We start from the raw sequence: 20,226 nt of genomic DNA, 5'->3' as shown, positions 1-20,226 counted from the left end.
AAACCTGTCTACTTCCTACTTCAAACTTCCTACTAAACATGCTCAACGTTTCTAATGTCAGTCTTCAATACGGTAGCCGCGTCCTCTTCAAGGAAGTGAACCTTTCCTTCAAGCGCGGCAACTGCTACGGAGTCATCGGTGCGAACGGCGCCGGAAAATCTACCTTCCTGAAAATCCTTTCGGGCGAACTCGAACCCAACACCGGCGAGGTCACCAAGGACCCGGGCGAACGTATCGCCGTCCTCAAGCAGGACCACTTCGCCTACGAACAGAACACCGTTCTCGAAACCGTCATGATGGGCTTCCCCGAACTCTACGAGCTGGGCAAGAAGCGCGACGAACTCTATGCGCTCCCCGAAATGACGGAAGAACAGGGCATGCAGGCCATGGAAATCGAGACCCGCTTTGGCGAAATCGGCGGCTACGAAGCCGACTCCAACGCAGCTGTGCTCCTCAAGGGCCTCGGCATTCCCGAAGAATTCCACCACAGCCTCATGGCCGACTTGGACGCCGGCCTCAAGGTGCGCGTGCTCCTCGCCCAGGCATTGTTCGGCAACCCGGACATTCTGCTGCTCGACGAACCGACGAACCACTTGGATTTGGAAACCGTCGGCTGGCTCGAAGACTACCTGGAACGCTTCGAAAACATCGTCATCGTCGTGAGCCATGACCGTCACTTCCTTAACGCAGTCTGCACTCACACTTGCGACATCGACTACGGCAAGATCAATATCTACGGCGGTAACTACGAATTCTGGTACGCAGCAAGCCAGCTCGCCCAGAAGCAGCGCAAGGACCAGAACCGCCGCGCCGAAGAAAAGATCGAAGAACTCAAGGCGTTCATCCGCCGTTTCGCCTCTAACGCCGCCAAGGCCAAGCAGGCCACCAGCCGTAAGAAGCTTTTGGATAAGATGACCGTCGAAGAAATGCCGGCCTCCAGCCGTAAATTCCCGTGGGTCAACTTCAAGATGGACCGCGAACCGGGCAAGATCGTGCTCGAAGTCAAGAACGCGACGATTGACGGCGGCGACGGCATCATCTGCAAGGGCGTCGACTTTAGCCTGAACAGCGGCGACAAGGTCGCCCTCGTCGGTGAATACGACACGCTCAAGACCGCCTTCTTCCAGCTCATCGCCGAAGAAACCAAGGCACCCGATGGCGTACTCAAGTGGGGCAACACCATCAGCTACAGCTACTTCCCCAAGAACAACGATGCCTACTTCGGCACGGACCTCTCCCTCGTGGATTGGCTGCGCCAGTACAGCAAGGAACAGGACGAAACTTTCATCCGCGGATTCCTCGGCCGAATGCTCTTTACCGGCGAAGAAGCCCTCAAGAGTGCCAACGTTCTTTCCGGTGGTGAAAAGGTGCGCTGCATGCTCTCCAAGATGATGCTTGCAAACGCCAACTGCCTGCTTCTCGACGAACCGACCGCTCACCTGGACTTGGAAGCCATCACCGCCCTCAACAACGGCCTCACCGCCTTCCAGGGCCCGATTATCTTCTGCTCTCAGGACCACGAATTCGTACAGACGATCGCGAACCGAGTCTTGGAACTCACACCGAACGGCGTTCTCGACCGTAGCATTACCTTCGACGAATGGCTTGAAAGCAAGAAGAAGAGTAAGAAGTAGACAGTAGGAAGTAGACAGTTATAGAATCTGCTATTCTACAAGATACGAAGATTTACAACTTTAAACAAGAAACCCTGCCGTCGGCAGGGTTTCTTTCATTTTCATTCTGAAATTCATTATCGCGTCACAATCACGCGGTTTGCAAACAGCACCTTCTTGCCGTTATCGACACGTACAAAGTAGTTACCCTTGGCGCGCACCAGTTCCTTGAGCGGCACCGAGGCAGAGCTGCTGTAATAGCGGCTAGAAATCTTCTTGCCACGCATGTCGAACACGCTCACGCGAGCAACGGTTGCATTCAGGCGAAGCTCCAGATTGCCGTTTGCATAAGTTACTGAAGCGGAAGCCATGACCTTTGCAGACGGAGCAACCTTTGTCGTGCCATCGGAATTGGATGTCCCCATTTCCCAATTGCTCGGCACGCGGGCAGCAATGCCGCGGCCCGCCGTACTCATGTACACCACACCGTAGGTATTCATGTCGCCCATCACGAATTCACCGTTGGCAAGGCCGCCGTATTCGTGACCATCGTCATTCACGCGAGTCCAGGTTTCACCCTTGTCATCGGAGCCGAACACGCCCGTTACCTTACCGACCGTTGCAAAGACATAAATTGCCGGATAACCGCCCTTTTCCTTGGGAGCGCCAAAGCCCACCGCTTCGCAGTAACCGACACCTTCAACCGCAGCCCAAGTGGCACCGCCATCGGTTGAATGCAACAGCTTTCCTCTAGCGGGCGTACCATTCGACGAATCCTGAATAGCGACAGGCAGCCACAAATCGCCCTCAAAGCCCGGAATGGCACGGAACTTCTTGAACGCACTTTCACCAGGCGTACTCACGGCCTTGAAACTTGCGCCCGCATCGGAGCTCTTATAGAACTTGCCGTCCGCCTTGGTATAGGCATAGAACACATCGTCATTTTCAGGATCGCCCACCACATACGCGGTGTTATCGATTCCCGTCACCTTTTCCCAAGTCGTGCCGTTATAATTGCGGTAGACATCGGTCGTTCCTTCCATCGGAACCCAAATGGTGTACGTACCTTTTGCCGAAAGAGCCACAGTACCCTTGGCTGCGTTCTTGTCAGGTCCTGTATAAGTTTCCACCGTCCAAGTCTTACCCGAGTCAAGGGAATACTGCACCGGAGCAATGGGTATGTCATTGTACAGGCCTTCGTAGGCACGCTTGTCAGCCACCTTGGCCAATTTACCGCTCTTGGGAGCATAAGCAAGGCCCTGCGTCGTGCCCAACGAAACATATTCGCCGCCAACATTCGTCTTGTGCCTAAAGGCGGGATATTTTGCGATGTCATCGTGACGGAATCCGTCGTAGTCTCCAATGATTGAAATCATCGGGCCCCCCGGAATGCTCACCACTTCAAAGGGCACCGTTTCTTCAACACCATGTGCCGAGAAATGCCACACCTGGTTCATGGTGAGTTGCGGTTCTTCCCAAGAATTCTCCGCTTCCTTGTACACATAATCGCTCAGGTTGTCGCAGCGGAAAATGCCGTTACCCGAAGTCACAAAGACGCGGTTGTTGTCGAACGGATCCATGGCAACGCTACCGGACCAGTGAATAGAACCGTTATGCATCCAGCCAATTCCATTGGCATCCATCTGCTTGGTCGTCGGATACACACCGCCTTCCATCCAGTAATACTTGAAGCTTGCAATCCAGGTTTTGCCGCCATCGGTCGTGTGGTAAATGTTAGTACCCCACTGGTCGCTCCACTTGCCGCTGGTATCGCTCGTGGCCGTGTACCAGAACTGCGGACCGCGGTAACCTTCAGTGGTCACCACCATTTCGTTTGCATTTTTCGGATTGATGGCTATGCCACCATAAGGGGCAATGTAGGGGTAATATTCTTCGCAAGTCTTGCCGGTGCCGCCAGCGGCTTCGCAGTCGACCATGCCTTTCACGTCCACCTTGTCGTACTTGGCGTCACCGCCTTCGTCCAGGAAGTTTTCCGGAGAAACGTCGGACCAAGTCGCCGAAGCCACATCAAGCTGCAGCACCGCACCGCGACCAAAGCCGTCGTATATCATGCCCCAGCCTTCGTCCCACATCATGGAATGCGGGCCTGCGCCATCGGCAAAGGTCACCGTCATCGTTTTTCCGTCGCCCGAAATCACCGCACGCTGCGGCATCAGGCGCACAATGCTTCCGCCGGCCGTGCTGCGCAATGAATCCGGAATCGGGAGCGCCTGCCAGCTTGCACCGCCGTCGGTCGAGGTGAACACGTTTTCGAACGAGCCCTTGGCCGTCGTCCCTTCGCGCAGGAATCCGGCGTAAAGCACCTTGGAGCTGCCCGGCGCATACTGCACAAAGCTGAATCCCGAACCATTCCAGGTCGTATCGCTCCCAGCCGCCTTGGTCCAAGCATCCACATGGCTCCAGCTCGTTCCGTTATCCGTCGATTTCCAGAGGCCCTTGTTCTTGGAGCCATAGAACATAATCTTGGAATCGTTCGGGTCGACCGCCAAGGCTTCGCCGTTTCCGCGGCCCATGCCGTTACCGTGTGCACCGAAGCGCGCCACTTTCGCGCCCTTGGTACCGTCTTCGTCCCAGGTGTAAATCACTTCCCAGGATTCGCCCTTGTCGCTACTGCGGAGGAACGCCGTACGGCCGTTGTTCCAGTAACTGGTTCCCGCCACCATATACACAACGCCCGATTCCTGCGGGTCAACGGCAATGGCTTCAATGCCCAAAAGGCCGCGCTCGGAAACATCGACCCAGTCCATCATCGATTCCCAGCGGGCCGTCGATTCGTTCCAGCGGTACGCGCCGCCCACGTCCGTGCGGGCATAGAACAGCCCCTTGTCTACCGGAGAGGCTATCACGGCGGAGACGAATCCGCCCCCGCCCATGCTCACGTTGCTCCAGCTGAAATCTGCCGCCTTTTCGGCAGAGTATGCGGCAGTCGCCTGCATGCCGACGACAGCGGCCAGGCTAAGTCCAAAAGCACCAAACAATCCTTTTTTCATAAATTCATCCCTAAACTACAATAGGCAACAGGCCATTGCATCCAATTCAAAAATATAATTCAGGGGTAAAAAAAGCTAAAAAACGACTCGTTACGGTAAAATTTCGTTTTTAACGTTTCAACACCCTTCTTTTACAACAAAAAATCCCGCCCTTTTAGGCGGGATTTTATACTCAGATTTCGAGAATGAATCGAAATTTCGAAAGAATCGAGCTAATTATCTTCTTTTTGCTCTTTTCTTACGCTTTCCCTTAGCCGGGGCAGCGTCTTCCTTCGGTTCATTGGCCTCTTCCCTCGGTTCAGCCTTCTTCTTGGTGTCGCCACCGCGGAGATCCTTCATCTTGAAGGAAACGTTGATTTCGGCAGTCGTCACCTGAGAGGCGAGTCCACCCGGATCCTTCACCTTGAAGCTGAATTCATCGAGGCCACTGAAGCCCTTGTTCGGCATGTAAGTGAAGGAACCATCACGTTCGTTCAAGTTGATCTTACCGTTGCGCGGCTTCTGCACCAGCTGCACAGACACCGGCTTTTCACCATCGGCATCCGTCACACCGGCCATCAGACCTTCAGAGGCGCTCACCTTGAGTTCTTCGCCTTCCTGGGTCATGTAGGTCTGTGCGGTAGCAACCGGCGGATCGTTCACGGCAATCACAGTGAAGAGAGCAGACTTGGAGGCCTTGGCGCCATCCGGGTCGGTCACCGTAAAGGTAATACGTTCCGGCTTGCCGTTCCAGTTCGGGTGCGGCTGAGCAACCGTTGCAGTCTTCTTGTACTTGTCGTACTTCACTTCAAGGAACTTGTTACCGGTAAAGCTCCACTTGAGTTCATCGAAACGGTGATCCTTATCGCGAGCATACTGGTCAAGCTTAATGACAGCCACTACACCATTGTTGTCGTCTTCCTTGATGGTAAAGTCAGGAATATCGCGCATAATCGGAGCAGCATTCACATGCTTGACGGTGAACTTCACCATAGCCTTGTCAGAAGCACCGGCCGGGTCCTTAGCGGTAAAGATCAGAGTTTCTTCACCGAACCAATCCGGTTTCTTCGGCTTCACGATAGCTTCGCGGTTACCGTTAATCTGCACGGCAAGGTTCTTGGCGCCAGTCACGCCCCAACGGATTTCAGAATTCTTGTGGTCAGGGTCAGACACATAGTTATCAAGTTTGATCGGCTTGAAGGTAGAACCCTGCAACGTTTCCTGGTCAGGAATCTTCTTCACGACCGGCGGGTCGTTCACCGGCTTCACCGTGAACTTCACAGGCACAGAAGCCTTTTCACCAGCCGGGTCGAACACGTTCACCGTCACAACTTCAGTACCGTTCCAGTACGGGCTCGGAGTTTCAGCCTGGAGCACACCCTTCTCGTTGATCGTGAAGTTGATTTCGTGCTTCACAGCCGGGCCACCCTTGCCCTTCTTGCCCTTCACGTTCGGCACATCGTTGTCGAGCGTCCAGGTCAATTCTTCGAGCTTGTTGTCCGGATCAGAGACCATCTTACCGAAGTCAACCGGAGCGAAGGCCTTCTTTTCGTCAATCACGAACGGCTGCACCGGCTTGAGGGTCGGCGGGTCGTTCACCGGAGTCACTTCGAAGGTCGCCTTAGCGGAAGCAGAGGCACCGGCAATATCCTTCACCGTAAAGGTGAGGGTTTCCTTACCGAACCAGTACGGGTTCGGAGTCAGGATCTGCGCACGGCTACCCTTGATATCAACCTTCAAGTCCTTATTGCCGGTCACAGTCCAGTGGAGTTCATTGGGCTTGTTATCCGGGTCCTCGGCAGCCTTGGAGAGGTCGACGATTTCGAACTTTTCTTTTTCCTTGATCTTCTGGCCAGCAATGTGCTTGATGACCGGAGGATCGTTCACAGGCACCACTTCGTAGGTAATCTGCTGGGTTGCGCGAGCACCTTCGGGGTCGGTCACGTCAAGCTTGATCTTCTCGGAGCCGTTCCAGAACTTGTCCGGAGTGGAAACAACGAGTTCCTTCTTAGAATTGATAGAAGCCTTAAGAGCGCGAGTCGGAGCCACTTCAATCTTCAAAGCAGAAAGCGGATGATCAGGATCAGAGATGAACTGAGCGAGGTCGAGCGGCTTGAAGTGTTCCTTTTCCTGGATGCTCTGGATAGGAATCGGCTTGATTTCCGGAGCGTCGTTCACGGATTCAACCTTGAAGTTCACCGTCTTGGAGTCAGAGGCGCCTTCGGGGTCCTTCACCGTGAAGGTCACGTTGCGTTCACCATTCCAGTACTTGTTAGCAATCTTCACGCGGGCAATGTTCCTGCTGTCGATTTCAACCTGGAAGTCGTCAACCGGAGCCGGGGCGCTCTCTTCGGCAGCTTCTTCCTTGGCGCCCTTCTTGCCCTTCTTGGCAGGCTTCTTTGCGGGCTTCTTGGCAGGCTTTGCAGCCGGAGCGGCATTCACCTTGTCAACCTTCACAGACCACACCAGTTCAGAGAGCTTGTGGTCAGGATCGTGCACGAACTTGTTCAGGTCGATTTCCTTGAACGTACCCTTTTCCTTGATCTTCTGGTCAGGAATGTTCTTGAGCACCGGAGCATCGTTCACAGAGGTGATTTCGAAGGTCACCGTCTGAGAAGTCGAAGCGCCTTCCGGGTCCTTCACTTCGAGAACCATGGTTTCCGGAGCGCACCAGAAATACTTGTCCGGGGCAGTCACGGTCAACACGCGGCTCGGAGAGATTTCAGCCTTCAAGAGCTTGTTGCCAGAAACGGTCCACTTGAGTTCACTCGGCTTGTTATCCGGGTCCTTCACGTATTCATCAAGCTTAATCTGCTTGAAGAGTTCCTTTTCCTTAATCTTCTGGTCAGGAATCTTCTTGGTGAGCACCGGAGGATCGTTCACGCGAGTCACTTCGAAAATCATCTTGTGGTGAGCAGAAGCGCCTTCGGGGTCGGTCACCGTGAAGGTCACGGTTTCCTTGCCGTTCCACTGCGGATCCGGCACTGCGATCTGGACAGTGTTGTCCTTACGCATATTCACCTTGAGGAACTTGTTGCCAGAGACAGTCCACTTCAGCTGAGCGGTCTTGTGATCCGGGTCAGAAGCGAGGTTAGAAAGATCGATGGTCTTGAACACGCCGTTTTCACGGATGGTTTCACCCTTCGGGGCGTTAGCAGCGATAACCGGCGGGTCGTTAATAGAACGAACTTCGTAATGGGCGGTCTTGGAGACCTTGGCGCCTTCGGGGTCGGTTACCGTAAAGGTAATGTCGGCGGCACCGTTCCAGTACTTGTTCGGAATCACGATCGTAGCAACATGGTTGTTGTCAACCTTCACGCTGAGCGTTTCGCCAGCCGGAGCCTTTTCTTCGGCCTTACCCTTCTTGCCCTTGGCAGGAGCAGCAGCCCCAACCTTGGCAGGCTTCACATCGAAGCTCCACTTGAGTTCGCTGTTCTTGTGATCCGGGTCCTTCACGAGATCGTCAAGCTTGATCTGCTGGAACTGTTTCTTCTCGTCGATGGACTGGTCCTTGAGTTCGCGCACGAACTGCGGAGCATCGTTCACCGATTCAACAGTGAAGGTCACGGAGCGGCTATCAGAAGCGCCTTCCGGGTCGGTCACTGTGAACTTGATGGTTTCGGCACCATGCCAATACGGGTTCGGAGTCATCACGGACACATTGTGACTTGCATCCATGGCAACCTTGAGTTCCTTGGCACCTTCAATCTTCCACTTGAGCTTGTTCTTCGGGTGGTCAAGGTCTTCAACAAAGTTGTCGAGAGCGATAGACTTGAAGCTGCCCTTTTCCTTGATGGTCTGGTCGGCAATGTCCTTCATGACCGGCGGGTCGTTGATGGACTTCACGGTGAAGGAAGCCGTAGCCTTGGCAGAAGCGCCTTCCGGGTCGGTCACGGTGAACGTGAGCTTCTCGGAGCCGTTCCACAACTTGTTCGGGGTCTTGATGGTGGCCTTGCCGTCCTTGCTGATATCGACCTTGAGGTCCTTGTTGCCGTTGACTTCAATTTTCAGTTTCTCGAACGGATGGTCCGGATCCTTGATAATGGAAGCGAGGTCAATCGGCTTGAATTCCTGCTTTTCTTCGATGGTCTGGTCTTCAATCTTGCCGATGGTCGGGGCGTCGTTCACAGAAGTCACAGTGAAGAGAGCCGTGCAGCTGGCCTTGCCACCTTCGGGGTCTTCCACCTTGAAGGTGATTTCTTCGGAGCCATTCCAGTACTTGTTCGGAATCACAATCTTTGCCATACGCTGGGCATCGACAGAAACCTTAAGCTGCGGAGTGTAACCCTTCGGGGCGCCCTTCGCCGGCTTCACGTCAAAGCTCCATGAGAGCTGTTCAGGCTTGTGGTCTGCATCCTTCACGATGTCGTTCAGGTTGATAATCGCAAATTCACGCTTTTCCGGAATCGCCTGGTCCTTGATGGGCTTCACGAATTCGGGCAGGTCGTTCACGGATTCCACAGTAAACTTCACCGTGCGCTTGTCAGAGGCACCTTCCGGGTCCGTCACCGTGAAGGTAATGTCTTCGGAACCATTCCAGTACTTGTTCGGAGCAGTAACCGTAGCGACATGCTTCGGGTCAATCACGACCTTCAGGTCCTTGTTGCCGGACACAGTCCACTTGAGCTTGGAATTGTCATGGTCTTCGTCGCTCACAAACTTGTCAAGTTCGACTGGCTTGAATTCGCCCTTTTCCTTGATGGTCTGGTTAGCAATATCCTTCATGACCGGCGGGTCGTTGATGGACTTGACCGTGAACACAGCATCAGACTTGGCAGAAGCGCCCTCGGGGTCTGTCACCGTGAAAGTCACCTTTTCAGAACCGTTCCAGTTCTTGGAAGGCATCTTAATCGTTGCGACACCATTCTTGTCAATGTCAATCTTGAGCTGCTTGTTGCCCGTCACCGTCCACTTGAGATCCTTGAAGGCGTGGTCGGGGTCAGAAGCGAGTTCGGCGAGGTTAATCGGAGCAAATTCATGCTTTTCTTCGATCATCTGGTCCGGAATCTTCTTGAGCACCGGCACGTCGTTCACGGACTGCACGGTGAAGAGAGCCTTGGAAGAAGCCTTCGCTCCTTCGGGGTCTGTCACCGTGAAGGTAATTTCGGCAGCACCGTTCCAATACTTGCTCGGAATCTTGATGTTAGCCACATGCTGGGCATCGATTTCTACAGAGAGTTCGCCATCCTTGTTGCCCTTGGATACCGGCTTCACGTCAACCGTGAACTGGAGGTCAGAAAGCTTGTTGTCGAGATCGCGGACCATTTCGCCAAGCTTGATAGGCTTGAACTGTTCCTTTTCCTTGATGGTCTGCGGAGCGACCTGCTTCACAAATTCAGGAACATCGTTCACAGATTCAACGGTGTAGGCAACAGAACGTTCGTCAGTAGCGCCTTCTGGGTCAGTCACCTTAATGGTAAGAGTTTCAGAACCGTTCCACTGCGGGCTGGGCGGCGTCACCTTCATCACGCGGCCTTCAAGGGACACCTTGAGTTCGCGGTTACCCGTAACAGTCCACTTGAGCTTATCCTTGGCGTGGTCGAGGTCTTCAACATACTTGTCGAGTTCAACCGGCTTGAAGGAACCCTTTTCCTTGATGGTCTGTTCAGCGATATCCTTCATGACCGGCGGGTCGTTGATAGACTTGATAGTGAGCTTGAACTGAGTAGAAGCCTTGCCGCCTTCAGGGTCGGTAGCAGTCAGGGTAATGGTTTCGGAACCGTTCCAGAGTTCGGACGGAGTCTTGAAAGAAATTTCGCGAGTCTTGTTATTCAGGTTAACCTTGATGTCCTTGTTACCTGCGATGTCGATCTTCAACTGGGAGAGATCGTGATCGGCATCGGAGAGGTAATCGTCGAGCATCACGGAAGCAAATTCGTTCTTTTCTTCGATAGTCTGGTCCGGGATCTTCTTGAACACAGGAATATCGTTGATAGACTTGACGGTGTAAGTGACCTGCTGCTTTGCGGTTGCGCCTTCCGGGTCAGAGACCGTAAATGTCACGACAGCGGAGCCGTTCCAGTAGGGATCCGGAATTTCAACGGATGCCACGTGGTCGTCACCGATATTTACAGACAAAGTACCGGACTGCGGTTCCTTGCCCTGGTGCTTCACGTCGGCTTCCCAGGAGAGTTCGGAATTCTTGTGGTCGGCGTCCTTCACGTATTCGTCGAGCTTGATCTTCGCGAAGGTCTTCTTTTCGTCGATGGTCTGGTTCGGAATCTGCTTCACGAACTGAGGCACATCGTTCACGGAGTTCACCGTAAAGCTGTTCTCGGATTCGGCGCAGGCACCGGCCGGGTCACAGACCTTGAACTTGATCGATTCAGAACCGTTCCAGAGTTTGTTCGGAATCTTAATGGTAGCGGTCTTGCCGGCGATATTAACGGCGAGATCCTTGTTGCCCGAAACGGTCCACTTAAGTTGTTCGAAAGAGTGGTCAGGATCCTTAACCAGCTTATCCAGTTCGATAGGCTTGAAGTCCTGCTTTTCATCGATGGTCTGGTCCTGGACTTCCTGAACAAATTCAGGAGGATCGTTCACCGACTTGACCGTGAACTTGGCGGTCGTCTTGGCAGACGCACCGGCAGGGTCGGTCACCGTGAAGGTCACGGTTTCAGTGCCGTTCCAGAATTCATTCGGGATCTTGATATTGGCAGAACCGTACTTGTCGATATCGAACTTGAGGTCCTTGTTGCCCGAAATAGTCCACTTGAGCTTCATGACATCGTCATCGACGTCGGTCACGAAGTCAGAAAGGCTAATGGATTCGAATTCGTTCTTTTCTTCGATGGTCTGGTCAGGAATCTTCTTGATGACCGGAGCGTCGTTGATCGGCTTGACCACGAAGTTTGCGGTCGTAGAGGCGCTAGCGTATTCGCCGTCGGTAGCCGTAAACTTGATCTTTGCAGAGCCGTACCAGTTCTGGTCCGGGATAATCACGGAGGCGACGCGGTTCGGATCGATTTCCACATTCAGGTCGCCATCAGCTTGATCCTTGCCCACCGGTTGGATGTCGAATTCCCACAAAATCTGGTTCTTCGGGTGGTCCGGGTCAGACACGAAATCATCGAGCTTGATCTTGGTAAAGGTCTTACCTTCATCGATGGTTTGGTCCGGAATCTGCTTAACTTCGGGCGGGTTGTTCACGGATTCAACGTTGAAGTTCACCGTTTCAGAACCGACGGCACCCTTGGTGTCGGTAGCCATGAAGGTGATGTCTTCGGAACCGTTCCAATACTTGCTCGGAATTTCAATCGTTGCAACACGTTCGGGAGAGATAGAAACCTTGAGCTGCTTGTTGCCGGAAACCGACCATTTCAGCTTTTCGGGTTTGTCCATATCATCGGATACATACTTATCCAACTTAATCGGGGCGAACTTGCCACCTTCGTTGATCGATTCCCCAGGAATCCCCATAACAGAAGGAGCACTATTTTCCTCCTGTGCAATACCTACAGAAGCCAAAATACTGACTGACGCCAATAGGGCTGCTACAGACCAATTTTTTCGTTTCATTTATGATCTCCCATAAATTTCTTCTTCCAATTACACCTTTTGCTTTCACAAAAAACGTACCGCCCCCGCTAGTCCGAGCGCGATTTTACGAGGTCAAATATAACGTTTTTAAACGTGATAAAACGCACATTTTCAAAAAAAAACGCTAAAAAGTAAATTTTGAATAACCATTAAATTGCTTTTTTTTGAGCAAATTTAAGGGTTTATGCTTCGTAACTCATTGATACTCAACGACTTACGAAAAGCCCCCTCAAAAAAAACATCGAACGGGCCGAAAAAACTTTTTTTCGCAGTTTATACGAATTTTCACGATTTTACAAAGAATTTACATTCAAACGGAACAAAAAGTTCCGAAAGCAGCTGTTTTCACGCCTTTGTCGGCTGACAGTGTATTACCAAAAAAGTATTTTTGCTGCAAACAACAATCAAAAACAGGTAAAACAATGAAATTCGTATTCCTTTGCGACGCCAACTACCTCAAGGGCGACATGGTCAACTTCGTAAACAACTTCCCCACCAACCATGAACTGGTAACCATGACGAGCGACGAACTGCTCCAGACCAAGTCCATTTTCGAAGGCACCTTCGCCGTGCTCGCCGAACGTACCACTTGGCAGAAGAACTTCAGCCTGTTCCGCTACTTTGGCCTGCTCCCGCTTCTGGAAGTGCTTCCGCTCGGTATCGTAAGCCGTTCTCGCCGCAGCGAACCTCTGAAGGGCCGCACCCAGAACCGTAACCAGGAAATCTATTTTAACCCAAGCGCCTCTGCCGAAGAACTCTATCTTCAGGTCGACAAGTTCGTGGCCGCGCCGCCTGCAGGTTTCACCTACCCGCGTGGCACACAGAAGGCCTAATTAGGGGACAATGCAGCACAAGGTCTTAAATGACCTGTACAGGCAAGGCGGAATCACCTTTTTTGCTTTTCCGGGCGAAACCGAAATTCCGCTTGAACCCTTACAGAACCTTGCGCTGGCGCTAAACGCCGGCGCTCGTTTTTTGGTTATTGACTTTTCGGGAAAAAACAGCCTGAAAGGGAATGCCCCTATTTCGGCAAGCGACTTGATCGAAAAGCGACTTACGCAAGAAACTCTCAACGAGCTCGGTTCCGATACAAACAGCTGGACCATTACCGGAACCAGGTGCTTTCCGCAAGACGACGACCAATTCAGGAGCCTGTACCACAACCTGCAACAAATCAAGAAATCGATTGCGCAAATCGTAGCTGTCCTGCCGTTGGAAATAAACGACCAAGAAGCCTATTACGCAAAACTGGTTTCAAGGCTCATCGTCATTGACGGCGAAAGCGCCGCAGAAGCGTCTGCCTATCTGGAAGACTTGCCGCACTTCAACAAGTCGAATCTACTTTGGCTGTTCCCGCAAAAGCCCGACAAAAAGAAATTTTACCACGCCTACAGGGCGGTGCGCCGGAGCCATTCTTTTTACAAGGAAATCCGCACCTGCGACTGGAAAAAGGATCCTGAAAAATTCGCAAAAATTATCGAGTACTTGCACAAGTTCTCGATTCTGGAAAAGAACCCGCTAGACGGTTCTTCGAAAGTATTCAGAACACTGTTCCCGATGTTGTTTCTGTTCGCGGTTGCATTGCCGTTCTTCTTTGTGACCAAAACGGAACCAGGCATTTCGAACACCCGCGACCGCATTCACGAACGCGACAAGCTTTCGATTGCGCCGTCGTTTGAATACACCTTCGACGGCAAAGAAAACATGCAGCGCATTTCGCGCTACGCTATCGGCCGATTCAACGCCTTGATTACAAACGACAAGATGATCCAGCAGTATCTCAAGGTCACTCTCGAAGAAAACGGCTACCCCACCAATTCGTGGGAGAACAACGGAAAGAATATTCCGCCGGCAGGAACCGTTATCAAGTTCTCGCGTCCCGATTTCTTCGCGAAGTCGGCTTCGGATTCTATCGGCGCCGCCTGGAAATACTGGACATCGATTGTATCGGATAGCGTCGCCTACTTGACAGAATTTTACCACGCCCAAGCCACCGCCTCTTTCAGGCAACATAACGGCATCGACGTGGCCAGCCGACAGGGCGCCCGAATACTCGCCCCGTTCGCAGCAAAAGCCTGGACCGCACGCGACGAACGCGGCGGCATCGTGATCGGGCTCGTGCGCAAAAAAGATGTCGTCATCTTTATGCATTGCGACCAGTTGCTATACCTTGACGGACAAGAAGTTATGGCAGGCGACCCCATCGCAACAGTCGGTCTTACGGGACACACCACCGGCCCGCACGCCCACGTCGTTACTGGGCTCATCGACAAGAACGGCGACAAGCGAATCGGCAATGTTAGGTACAAAGTAATAGACCCGATCAAGTGGTTCTACATGTTCAAGCCGACTGCCGATGCTGTGAGAAACCGTTAACACTCACTCGTTGTAAAACAAACAACATAGCCGCAAAAGTGATAGCGGTCACAAAGCACTCCAAAAAGTGTTCTCTAAGCGTTTTTTTAGCCCCGATGTAAGCTATTTGTTACATATTGGGGGTCGCCAAAACACCCCGTTTTAAATAACTTTTATTCTGGAATTAGGGATAAGGTTCAAACAAAGAAAAAAGGAATAAAAAAATGAAATTACGTGTGTTGGCATTCGCTACCATGACCGCCGCCCTCCTTACCGGATGCTCCGGTGTCGTTAAACCCACTGTAGAAGTCGCCAATCACGATTCTGACCACAACATCCCTGCCATTGACGAAATGATCGTCGCCTACAAGACGGACTACATCAACAAATGCTACATCCCGGTCGCCAAGAAGCATCCGCCTGAAAACCAGTGTCAGTCCGAACTCTTCCAGATGTTGGAACGCAGCTATCACCTGGACTACAACCAGAATCACGTTGCAATGGCCTCTAACAAGTTGCTGTTCAAAGACATAGATGCAAAGATTATCGAAATGTCCCGCAACGATCCTGAAGTTCGCAATGCAATTCGCGCAGCAGCATTTACAAGCACAAGCGAAATGCTCAGCTACTACCACGAAAAGTACCAGTTTGACACCCAGGTCGAACAGTACTAATATCGAAATAGAATTTATCAGTTTTCTCGGTAACGAAAAAAAGTCCTGCGGAATTTTCCGCAGGACTTTTGCATGGTTTGTTGAACGAGAATCTATTTGGAAATGTATTTGCTGAACACCTGGAGGAGTTCCGGATACCACTGGCCGGCACCCTTGTCGTAGGCTTCGAAACCGCCTACGCCCACAAAGCCCCAGTAGTGCCAGGACATGTCATACTTTTCGGCCGCAGCGATAGCGGCATCGGTCCACTTGGCTCGCAGTTCGTCCGACACGCCGCTGCCACCGCAAGAAGATCCGTGCTGGCCCGATACGCCGAATTCACCCATGTTCATCGGCACATGACCATTATTGATATCCGGGAAGTAAGCGGAGGTCGAATCAACATAACTCTTGAAATCGTTCGGAATCGCATTTAGGACGTTTTGGGACAAATTATTATTGCAATCGTAACCATGGCCCTGGTGCGTAAATGCGTAGGATTCGTAGTAGTGCCCGCTCACAATGATATTTCCGTCTGCAGGCAGTTCCAGGTTCTTGATTTGGGCAAACTTGGAATAACCGGCAGATTCAAACATGATTGTCTTGCCCGGAGCATTCTTGCGGATAACTTCGTAGGCAGACATCATGATGTCGTTTACCTGGTCTTGTTTCATGTCGTGCGGTTCGTTGAAAATTTCGAGTACGAGCAAGCTGTCGGGATAGGCGTTCATTTCTTTGGCCACCTGTTCCCACATGCCCAAAAAGCGCTTCTTTTCTTCTTCGTAGGCGCTTTTGTTCGACGCATACTTTGCTGCGGCATCGTTGAGCGTGGTATAGTGATGGAAGTTCACGATAACAGCAAGACCCTGAGCGAGAGCTAAATCGATGTCGGCCTTGACACCGGAGAGGCGGCCAGAATTTAACGTGTACGGAGAACTGTTGGAAGCATCCTGATTCCAGCGCACGGGAATTCGTACCGAGTTGAAACCCGCCTCCCTGACAACCTTGAAATAATTGTCCTGAATGCAGTTGTTCCAACCACAATCAGCCGTGGCGCCGTTACCCGTAGATTCCCAAGCGTTACCCATGTTGATTCCGCGACCGAGGCGCTTGTTCATGGCACGGCCCTTGGAGTAATCGACAGGAACGTTCTTCGTCTTTTGCCAGGAATTAGACATGCAGATATAATAATTCGATTCAAACTGTTCAATGGACCCTTGATTGGAAGAAGAGCAAGCACCCTTTGCTTCGCCCACCTTCAAGTTAAGCAAATCGGCTTCGGTAGAAGACTTCCAAACAGACCTTCTACAAGTGAAATACTGGCCTTCGGCATTTGCCTTCACGGCACCTTCGTTTGCGCTGTTGCATTCGCCGAAGAGAGCGGTTGCGGCAATGTGAGCCAAGAGAATATCGGTTGCCACGGCCCACATGGAATCCTGGCACACGAATTTCGATGCTGCCTTGTCGCTAGAGGGGTTCGCATTTGTCTTGATTTCGTTCTGGTTGCTCTTGCCACAGTTTCCAAGGCCATATTGAGTTGCCCAGAAACGGTCTACCCAGACAGAATAGTATTCGATATCGGCATTGCCATTCTTCTCGGAAAGAACGGAATTCGCATAAGCCACATTGATGGAATAGGCGATATCGCCTAACGTAGCCTTCATGGTAAGGTCATCCCATGTTCCGTCCGAAGCGATATCAGCAGCGACAGCCGCCAAGGAAGCGTCAATTTCTTCTGCGGTGCGATCCGAAAGGAAGATTGTCGTTGCGGCAAGCAAGTTGGCTGCAGCTTGGTTGCGGTCGTAGAGCGAAATGTCTTCGAACAAGGTGGAGTCTTGCTTTAAACCGAGAGCGGCAAGCACTTCTTTTTCGGCACGGGTCTTGGCCGCCGTAAAGCTGAGCCCCATTTCTGAGACCAAGTACTGAACGCGGTCGTATTCAAGGCGGGTCAAGACGTTCACATTGAGCTTGGTACGTTCGCGAAGGTCCGAAAGAGCCTTGATGCCAGATGTTGCCGCAGGTTCGTCCAGAGTATAATTCAGGTACTTGCCCTTGACTTCGACACTTGCCACAGCAGTGCCGATATCGCCCGAAACCTTGTAAGCGCCCAAATTAGAAGACACTGTCGCGCTCAAGGGAGCCCCCGACAAAGCCATGGTTTTAGCATCGACTCCATTCAAAGAAACAGTTGCACCTTCAGCAAAAAGGCCAAGTTCAGCAACACCCGACACATCGACTGTGAGCGTCGTCACAGAAGCCGTACCGTCGTCCTTCAAATCTTCTTCGGTAATCGGTTCATTCGCCACCTCTTCCGGAGTAAGGACTTCACTGCCGGAGTCAACAGTAGAGTCGTTTCCTACCGGATTTTCAGGATTTGTCGGAATATCGGTCGACGGAACCGGGAGAACATCGTCGCCATTGTTAGAGCCCGAAGAGTTGTCATCCGAGCAAGATGCCAGCATGATTAAAGCAAGAGTAGGCGCAAGTAAGCGTGCTCCTAAATATTTCTTTTTCATATCCAACCTCAAAATAAAACGACACACTTCCCTATTTTGAAAAATAGATTGCAAGTCCCTCTCTAGGTATCCTCCAGACAGCAATAAGTGTTTACAGTGGACACCAAAGCAAAATCCATATTGATAGGAATCACACATTTTTCTATATTTGTGCCCGCAATAAATCGCCAAAAACAATCCCGATGGATTCTATCGGGCCTTCGGCCCTCCAGAATGACAACGGGAATAAAAAGAGACAAAATCATGGGAAAATCACTCTATCAGAAGATTTTTGAAAGCCACACGGTAGCAAAGCTCCCGAGCGGCCAGTGCCAGCTCTTTATCGGGCTCCACCTCTGCCACGAAGTCACGAGCCCGCAGGCTTTTGCGCAGCTCCGCGAAGAAGGCCAGAAGGTTCTGTTCCCGGAACGCACGTTCGCCACGGTGGACCACATTATTCCGACCACGTTCCCGGAACGTAACCGCCCGCTCAAGGACGGCATTTCCGAAGAGATGTTCTCCCACATTGAAAACAACACCAAAAACAACGGCATCAAGTTCTTTGGCCCCGCTACCGCCGAACAGGGCGTTATCCACATCGTGGGCCCCGAAGAAGGCGTGACCCAGCCGGGCATGACTGTTGCCTGCGGTGACTCCCACACGGCTACGCACGGCGCATTCGGTGCAATCGCCTTCGGTATCGGCACAAGCCAGGTGGCAGACGTTTTGGCCACCCAGACGCTCGCCATGAGCCCGCTCAAGACTCGCCGCATCAAGTTCACCGGCAAGCTGAAGCCGGGTGTGACCGCCAAGGACGTTGCCCTTGCCTACATCGCGAAGCTCGGCGTGAACGGTGGCGTTGGCTACGCTTACGAATTTGCAGGCCCGGTCATCGAAGAAATGGGCATGGAAGGCCGTATGACGGTCTGCAACATGGCTATCGAAGGCGGCGCCCGCGTCGGTTACTGCAACCCCGACGAAAAGACTTTCGAATACCTCAAGGGCCGTCCGTACGCCCCGAAGGCCGACAAGTGGGACGAGGCCGTTGCTTACTGGAAGTCCGTGGCTACCGACGCCGACGCCCAGTTTGACGACGAAGTCGAAATCAACTGCGACAACCTCGAACCGATGGTCACCTGGGGCATTACGCCTGCCCAGGCCATCCCGCTGAACGGCAACATGCCGAAGATCGACGAATTTACCGGCAGCGAAAAGAAGGTCATCTCCGAAGCCTACGAATACATGGGCTGGGAAGAAGGTTCCAAGATGATTGGCCGCCCCATCGACATCGCCTTCGTGGGTAGCTGCACCAACGGCCGCCTCAGCGACTTGCAGGCCGCCGCCGAAATCATCAAGGGCCACAAGGTCGCTCCGACCGTCAAGATGTGGGTTGTGCCCGGTTCCATGAAGATCAAGGTGGAAGCCGAACAGCTCGGTCTCGACAAGATCTTTAAGGAAGCCGGTGCCGAATGGCGCGAAGCGGGCTGCTCGCTCTGCCTCGCCATGAACCCGGACAAGCTCAAGGGCCGCCAGGTGAGCGCAAGCTCCAGCAACCGAAACTTCAAGGGCCGTCAGGGCAGCCCCACGGGCCGCACCATCCTCATGAGCCCCGCCATGGTGGCCGCAGCCGCCATCGAAGGCTGTGTCACCGACGTCCGCAAGTACATCAAGTAACGCTAAGGAGATTTAAAAAATGAATTCTATCGACATTGTTAAAGGTTCCGGCGTTCCTGTACGCGGCAACGACATCGACACTGACCGTATCATCCCGGCACGCTTCCTCAAGTGCGTCACGTTCGAAGGCCTCGGCGACAACGCCTTTGCCGACGATATCGCAGGCCTCGCCGCTCAAGGCAAGGTCCACCCCTTCCGCGATCCAGCCTACAAGAATGGCTCCATCCTCGTCTCGAACCAGAACTTCGGTTGCGGTTCCAGCCGTGAACACGCTCCGCAGGCACTCAAGCGCTGGGGCATCCGCGCCATCATCGCCGAAAGCTACTCCGAAATCTTCTTCGGTAACTGCGTGGCCATTGGCGTGCCTTGCTACAAGGTGAGCCACGAAGTGGCCGACAAGATTCTCGCTTGGATCGAAGCACACCCGAGCGAAGAACTCGTCACCAGCACCGAAAGCCGCACGCTCAAGATGGGTGACGAAACCATCGAGCTCACGCTTGCCGACGGCCCCCGCGGTCAGTTCCTCGACGGCTCCTGGCACGCACGTTCCGCCCTTATGGCCAACGCCGACAAGGTGCAGGAACTTGCCAAGAAGCTGCCGTATATGAACTTTCTGAAGTAATCTTCACCCGCAGTCATCCTCGACCAAGCGAAGCGCGGGAGAGGATCCATAAAGAATTCAAAAACGTCCAGGTTAAAACCCTGGGCGTTTTTGTTTCTGTTACAAGTTTACATTTGAATTAAATAAAAGTTCAATATCTTGAGACATTTTTTCAGCAAACAACAAAAAACCATTTTTTTCGTTTATATTGATTATTCCGGAGCGGCGGAGCCGCCAGTCCGGAGAAGTGTGAGCCACTAGTCCGGCCTGACGGAGCCACCTGTTTTTTGCCCTACTGGGCTTCCG

General features: G+C 52.5%; 10 protein-coding genes. 6 read left to right on the top strand and 4 right to left on the bottom strand.

The genetic code is table 11. The features are described from left to right. Positions 1-38: 38 nt before the first annotated feature. A complete protein-coding gene (locus B7988_RS08340; RefSeq protein WP_088657552.1) occupies positions 39-1,634 on the top strand; it encodes an ATP-binding cassette domain-containing protein in 1,596 nt (531 codons plus the stop codon). Between the two features lie 116 nt (positions 1,635-1,750). Here the strand turns inward: B7988_RS08340 and B7988_RS08335 are convergent, their stop codons facing one another. Together B7988_RS08335 and B7988_RS08330 are read right to left on the bottom strand one after the other, a co-directional pair. Next, positions 1,751-4,624 carry a T9SS type A sorting domain-containing protein gene (locus tag B7988_RS08335; RefSeq protein WP_088657551.1) on the bottom strand — a complete coding sequence of 958 codons (2,874 nt, stop codon included), beginning with the start codon at positions 4,622-4,624 and terminating at the stop codon, positions 1,751-1,753. 216 nt (positions 4,625-4,840) lie between these two features. After that, a complete protein-coding gene (locus B7988_RS08330; protein WP_088657550.1) occupies positions 4,841-12,121 on the bottom strand; it encodes a tandem-95 repeat protein in 7,281 nt (2,426 codons plus the stop codon). Positions 12,122-12,564: 443 nt separating this feature from the next. On the opposite strand from B7988_RS08330, the gene B7988_RS08325 reads away from it, so the two are divergent. The 3 genes from B7988_RS08325 (at position 12,565) to B7988_RS08315 (ending at position 15,171) form a co-directional block, all read left to right on the top strand. Further along, positions 12,565-12,975, top strand: a complete 411-nt coding sequence (locus tag B7988_RS08325; RefSeq protein WP_073322692.1) for a hypothetical protein — start codon at positions 12,565-12,567, stop codon at positions 12,973-12,975. Positions 12,976-12,985: 10 nt separating this feature from the next. Next, positions 12,986-14,518: a M23 family metallopeptidase gene (locus B7988_RS08320; RefSeq protein WP_088657549.1), complete on the top strand. Its 1,533-nt coding sequence runs from the start codon at positions 12,986-12,988 to the stop codon at positions 14,516-14,518. 203 nt (positions 14,519-14,721) lie between these two features. Then, positions 14,722-15,171 (top strand): hypothetical protein, encoded by a 450-nt coding sequence (locus B7988_RS08315; RefSeq protein ID WP_073322688.1) that lies wholly within the window; start codon positions 14,722-14,724, stop codon positions 15,169-15,171. Positions 15,172-15,263: 92 nt separating this feature from the next. Here the strand turns inward: B7988_RS08315 and B7988_RS08310 are convergent, their stop codons facing one another. Beyond that, on the bottom strand, positions 15,264-17,666 hold the full coding sequence (locus B7988_RS08310) for a cellulase family glycosylhydrolase (RefSeq protein ID WP_170930587.1): 2,403 nt from the start codon (positions 17,664-17,666) through the stop codon (positions 15,264-15,266). A 243-nt stretch (positions 17,667-17,909) separates the two neighbouring features. On the opposite strand from B7988_RS08310, the gene leuC reads away from it, so the two are divergent. Together leuC and B7988_RS08300 are read left to right on the top strand one after the other, a co-directional pair. Next, a complete protein-coding gene (gene leuC / locus B7988_RS08305; protein WP_088657547.1) occupies positions 17,910-19,319 on the top strand; it encodes a 3-isopropylmalate dehydratase large subunit in 1,410 nt (469 codons plus the stop codon). A 19-nt stretch (positions 19,320-19,338) separates the two neighbouring features. Then, positions 19,339-19,941 carry a 3-isopropylmalate dehydratase small subunit gene (locus tag B7988_RS08300; protein ID WP_088657546.1) on the top strand — a complete coding sequence of 201 codons (603 nt, stop codon included), beginning with the start codon at positions 19,339-19,341 and terminating at the stop codon, positions 19,939-19,941. A 99-nt stretch (positions 19,942-20,040) separates the two neighbouring features. Here the strand turns inward: B7988_RS08300 and B7988_RS15170 are convergent. Then, positions 20,041-20,226, bottom strand: a 186-nt coding sequence (locus B7988_RS15170) for a hypothetical protein (RefSeq protein ID WP_212668305.1), incomplete at its 5' end; no start/stop codon positions are given.

It is taken from the genome of Fibrobacter sp. UWB1, from assembly GCF_002210325.1.
Lineage (GTDB): Bacteria > Fibrobacterota > Fibrobacteria > Fibrobacterales > Fibrobacteraceae > Fibrobacter.
This window is presented reverse-complemented; position numbering and strand designations above follow the sequence as displayed.

Coding starts and splice junctions, on each gene's coding strand:
- B7988_RS08340 (WP_088657552.1), top strand. CDS start 39: ATGCTCAACGTTTCTAATGTCAGTCTTCAATACGGTAGCCGCGTCCTC.
- B7988_RS08335 (WP_088657551.1), bottom strand. CDS start 4,624: ATGAAAAAAGGATTGTTTGGTGCTTTTGGACTTAGCCTGGCCGCTGTC.
- B7988_RS08330 (WP_088657550.1), bottom strand. CDS start 12,121: ATGAAACGAAAAAATTGGTCTGTAGCAGCCCTATTGGCGTCAGTCAGT.
- B7988_RS08325 (WP_073322692.1), top strand. CDS start 12,565: ATGAAATTCGTATTCCTTTGCGACGCCAACTACCTCAAGGGCGACATG.
- B7988_RS08320 (WP_088657549.1), top strand. CDS start 12,986: ATGCAGCACAAGGTCTTAAATGACCTGTACAGGCAAGGCGGAATCACC.
- B7988_RS08315 (WP_073322688.1), top strand. CDS start 14,722: ATGAAATTACGTGTGTTGGCATTCGCTACCATGACCGCCGCCCTCCTT.
- B7988_RS08310 (WP_170930587.1), bottom strand. CDS start 17,666: ATGAAAAAGAAATATTTAGGAGCACGCTTACTTGCGCCTACTCTTGCT.
- leuC (WP_088657547.1), top strand. CDS start 17,910: ATGGGAAAATCACTCTATCAGAAGATTTTTGAAAGCCACACGGTAGCA.
- B7988_RS08300 (WP_088657546.1), top strand. CDS start 19,339: ATGAATTCTATCGACATTGTTAAAGGTTCCGGCGTTCCTGTACGCGGC.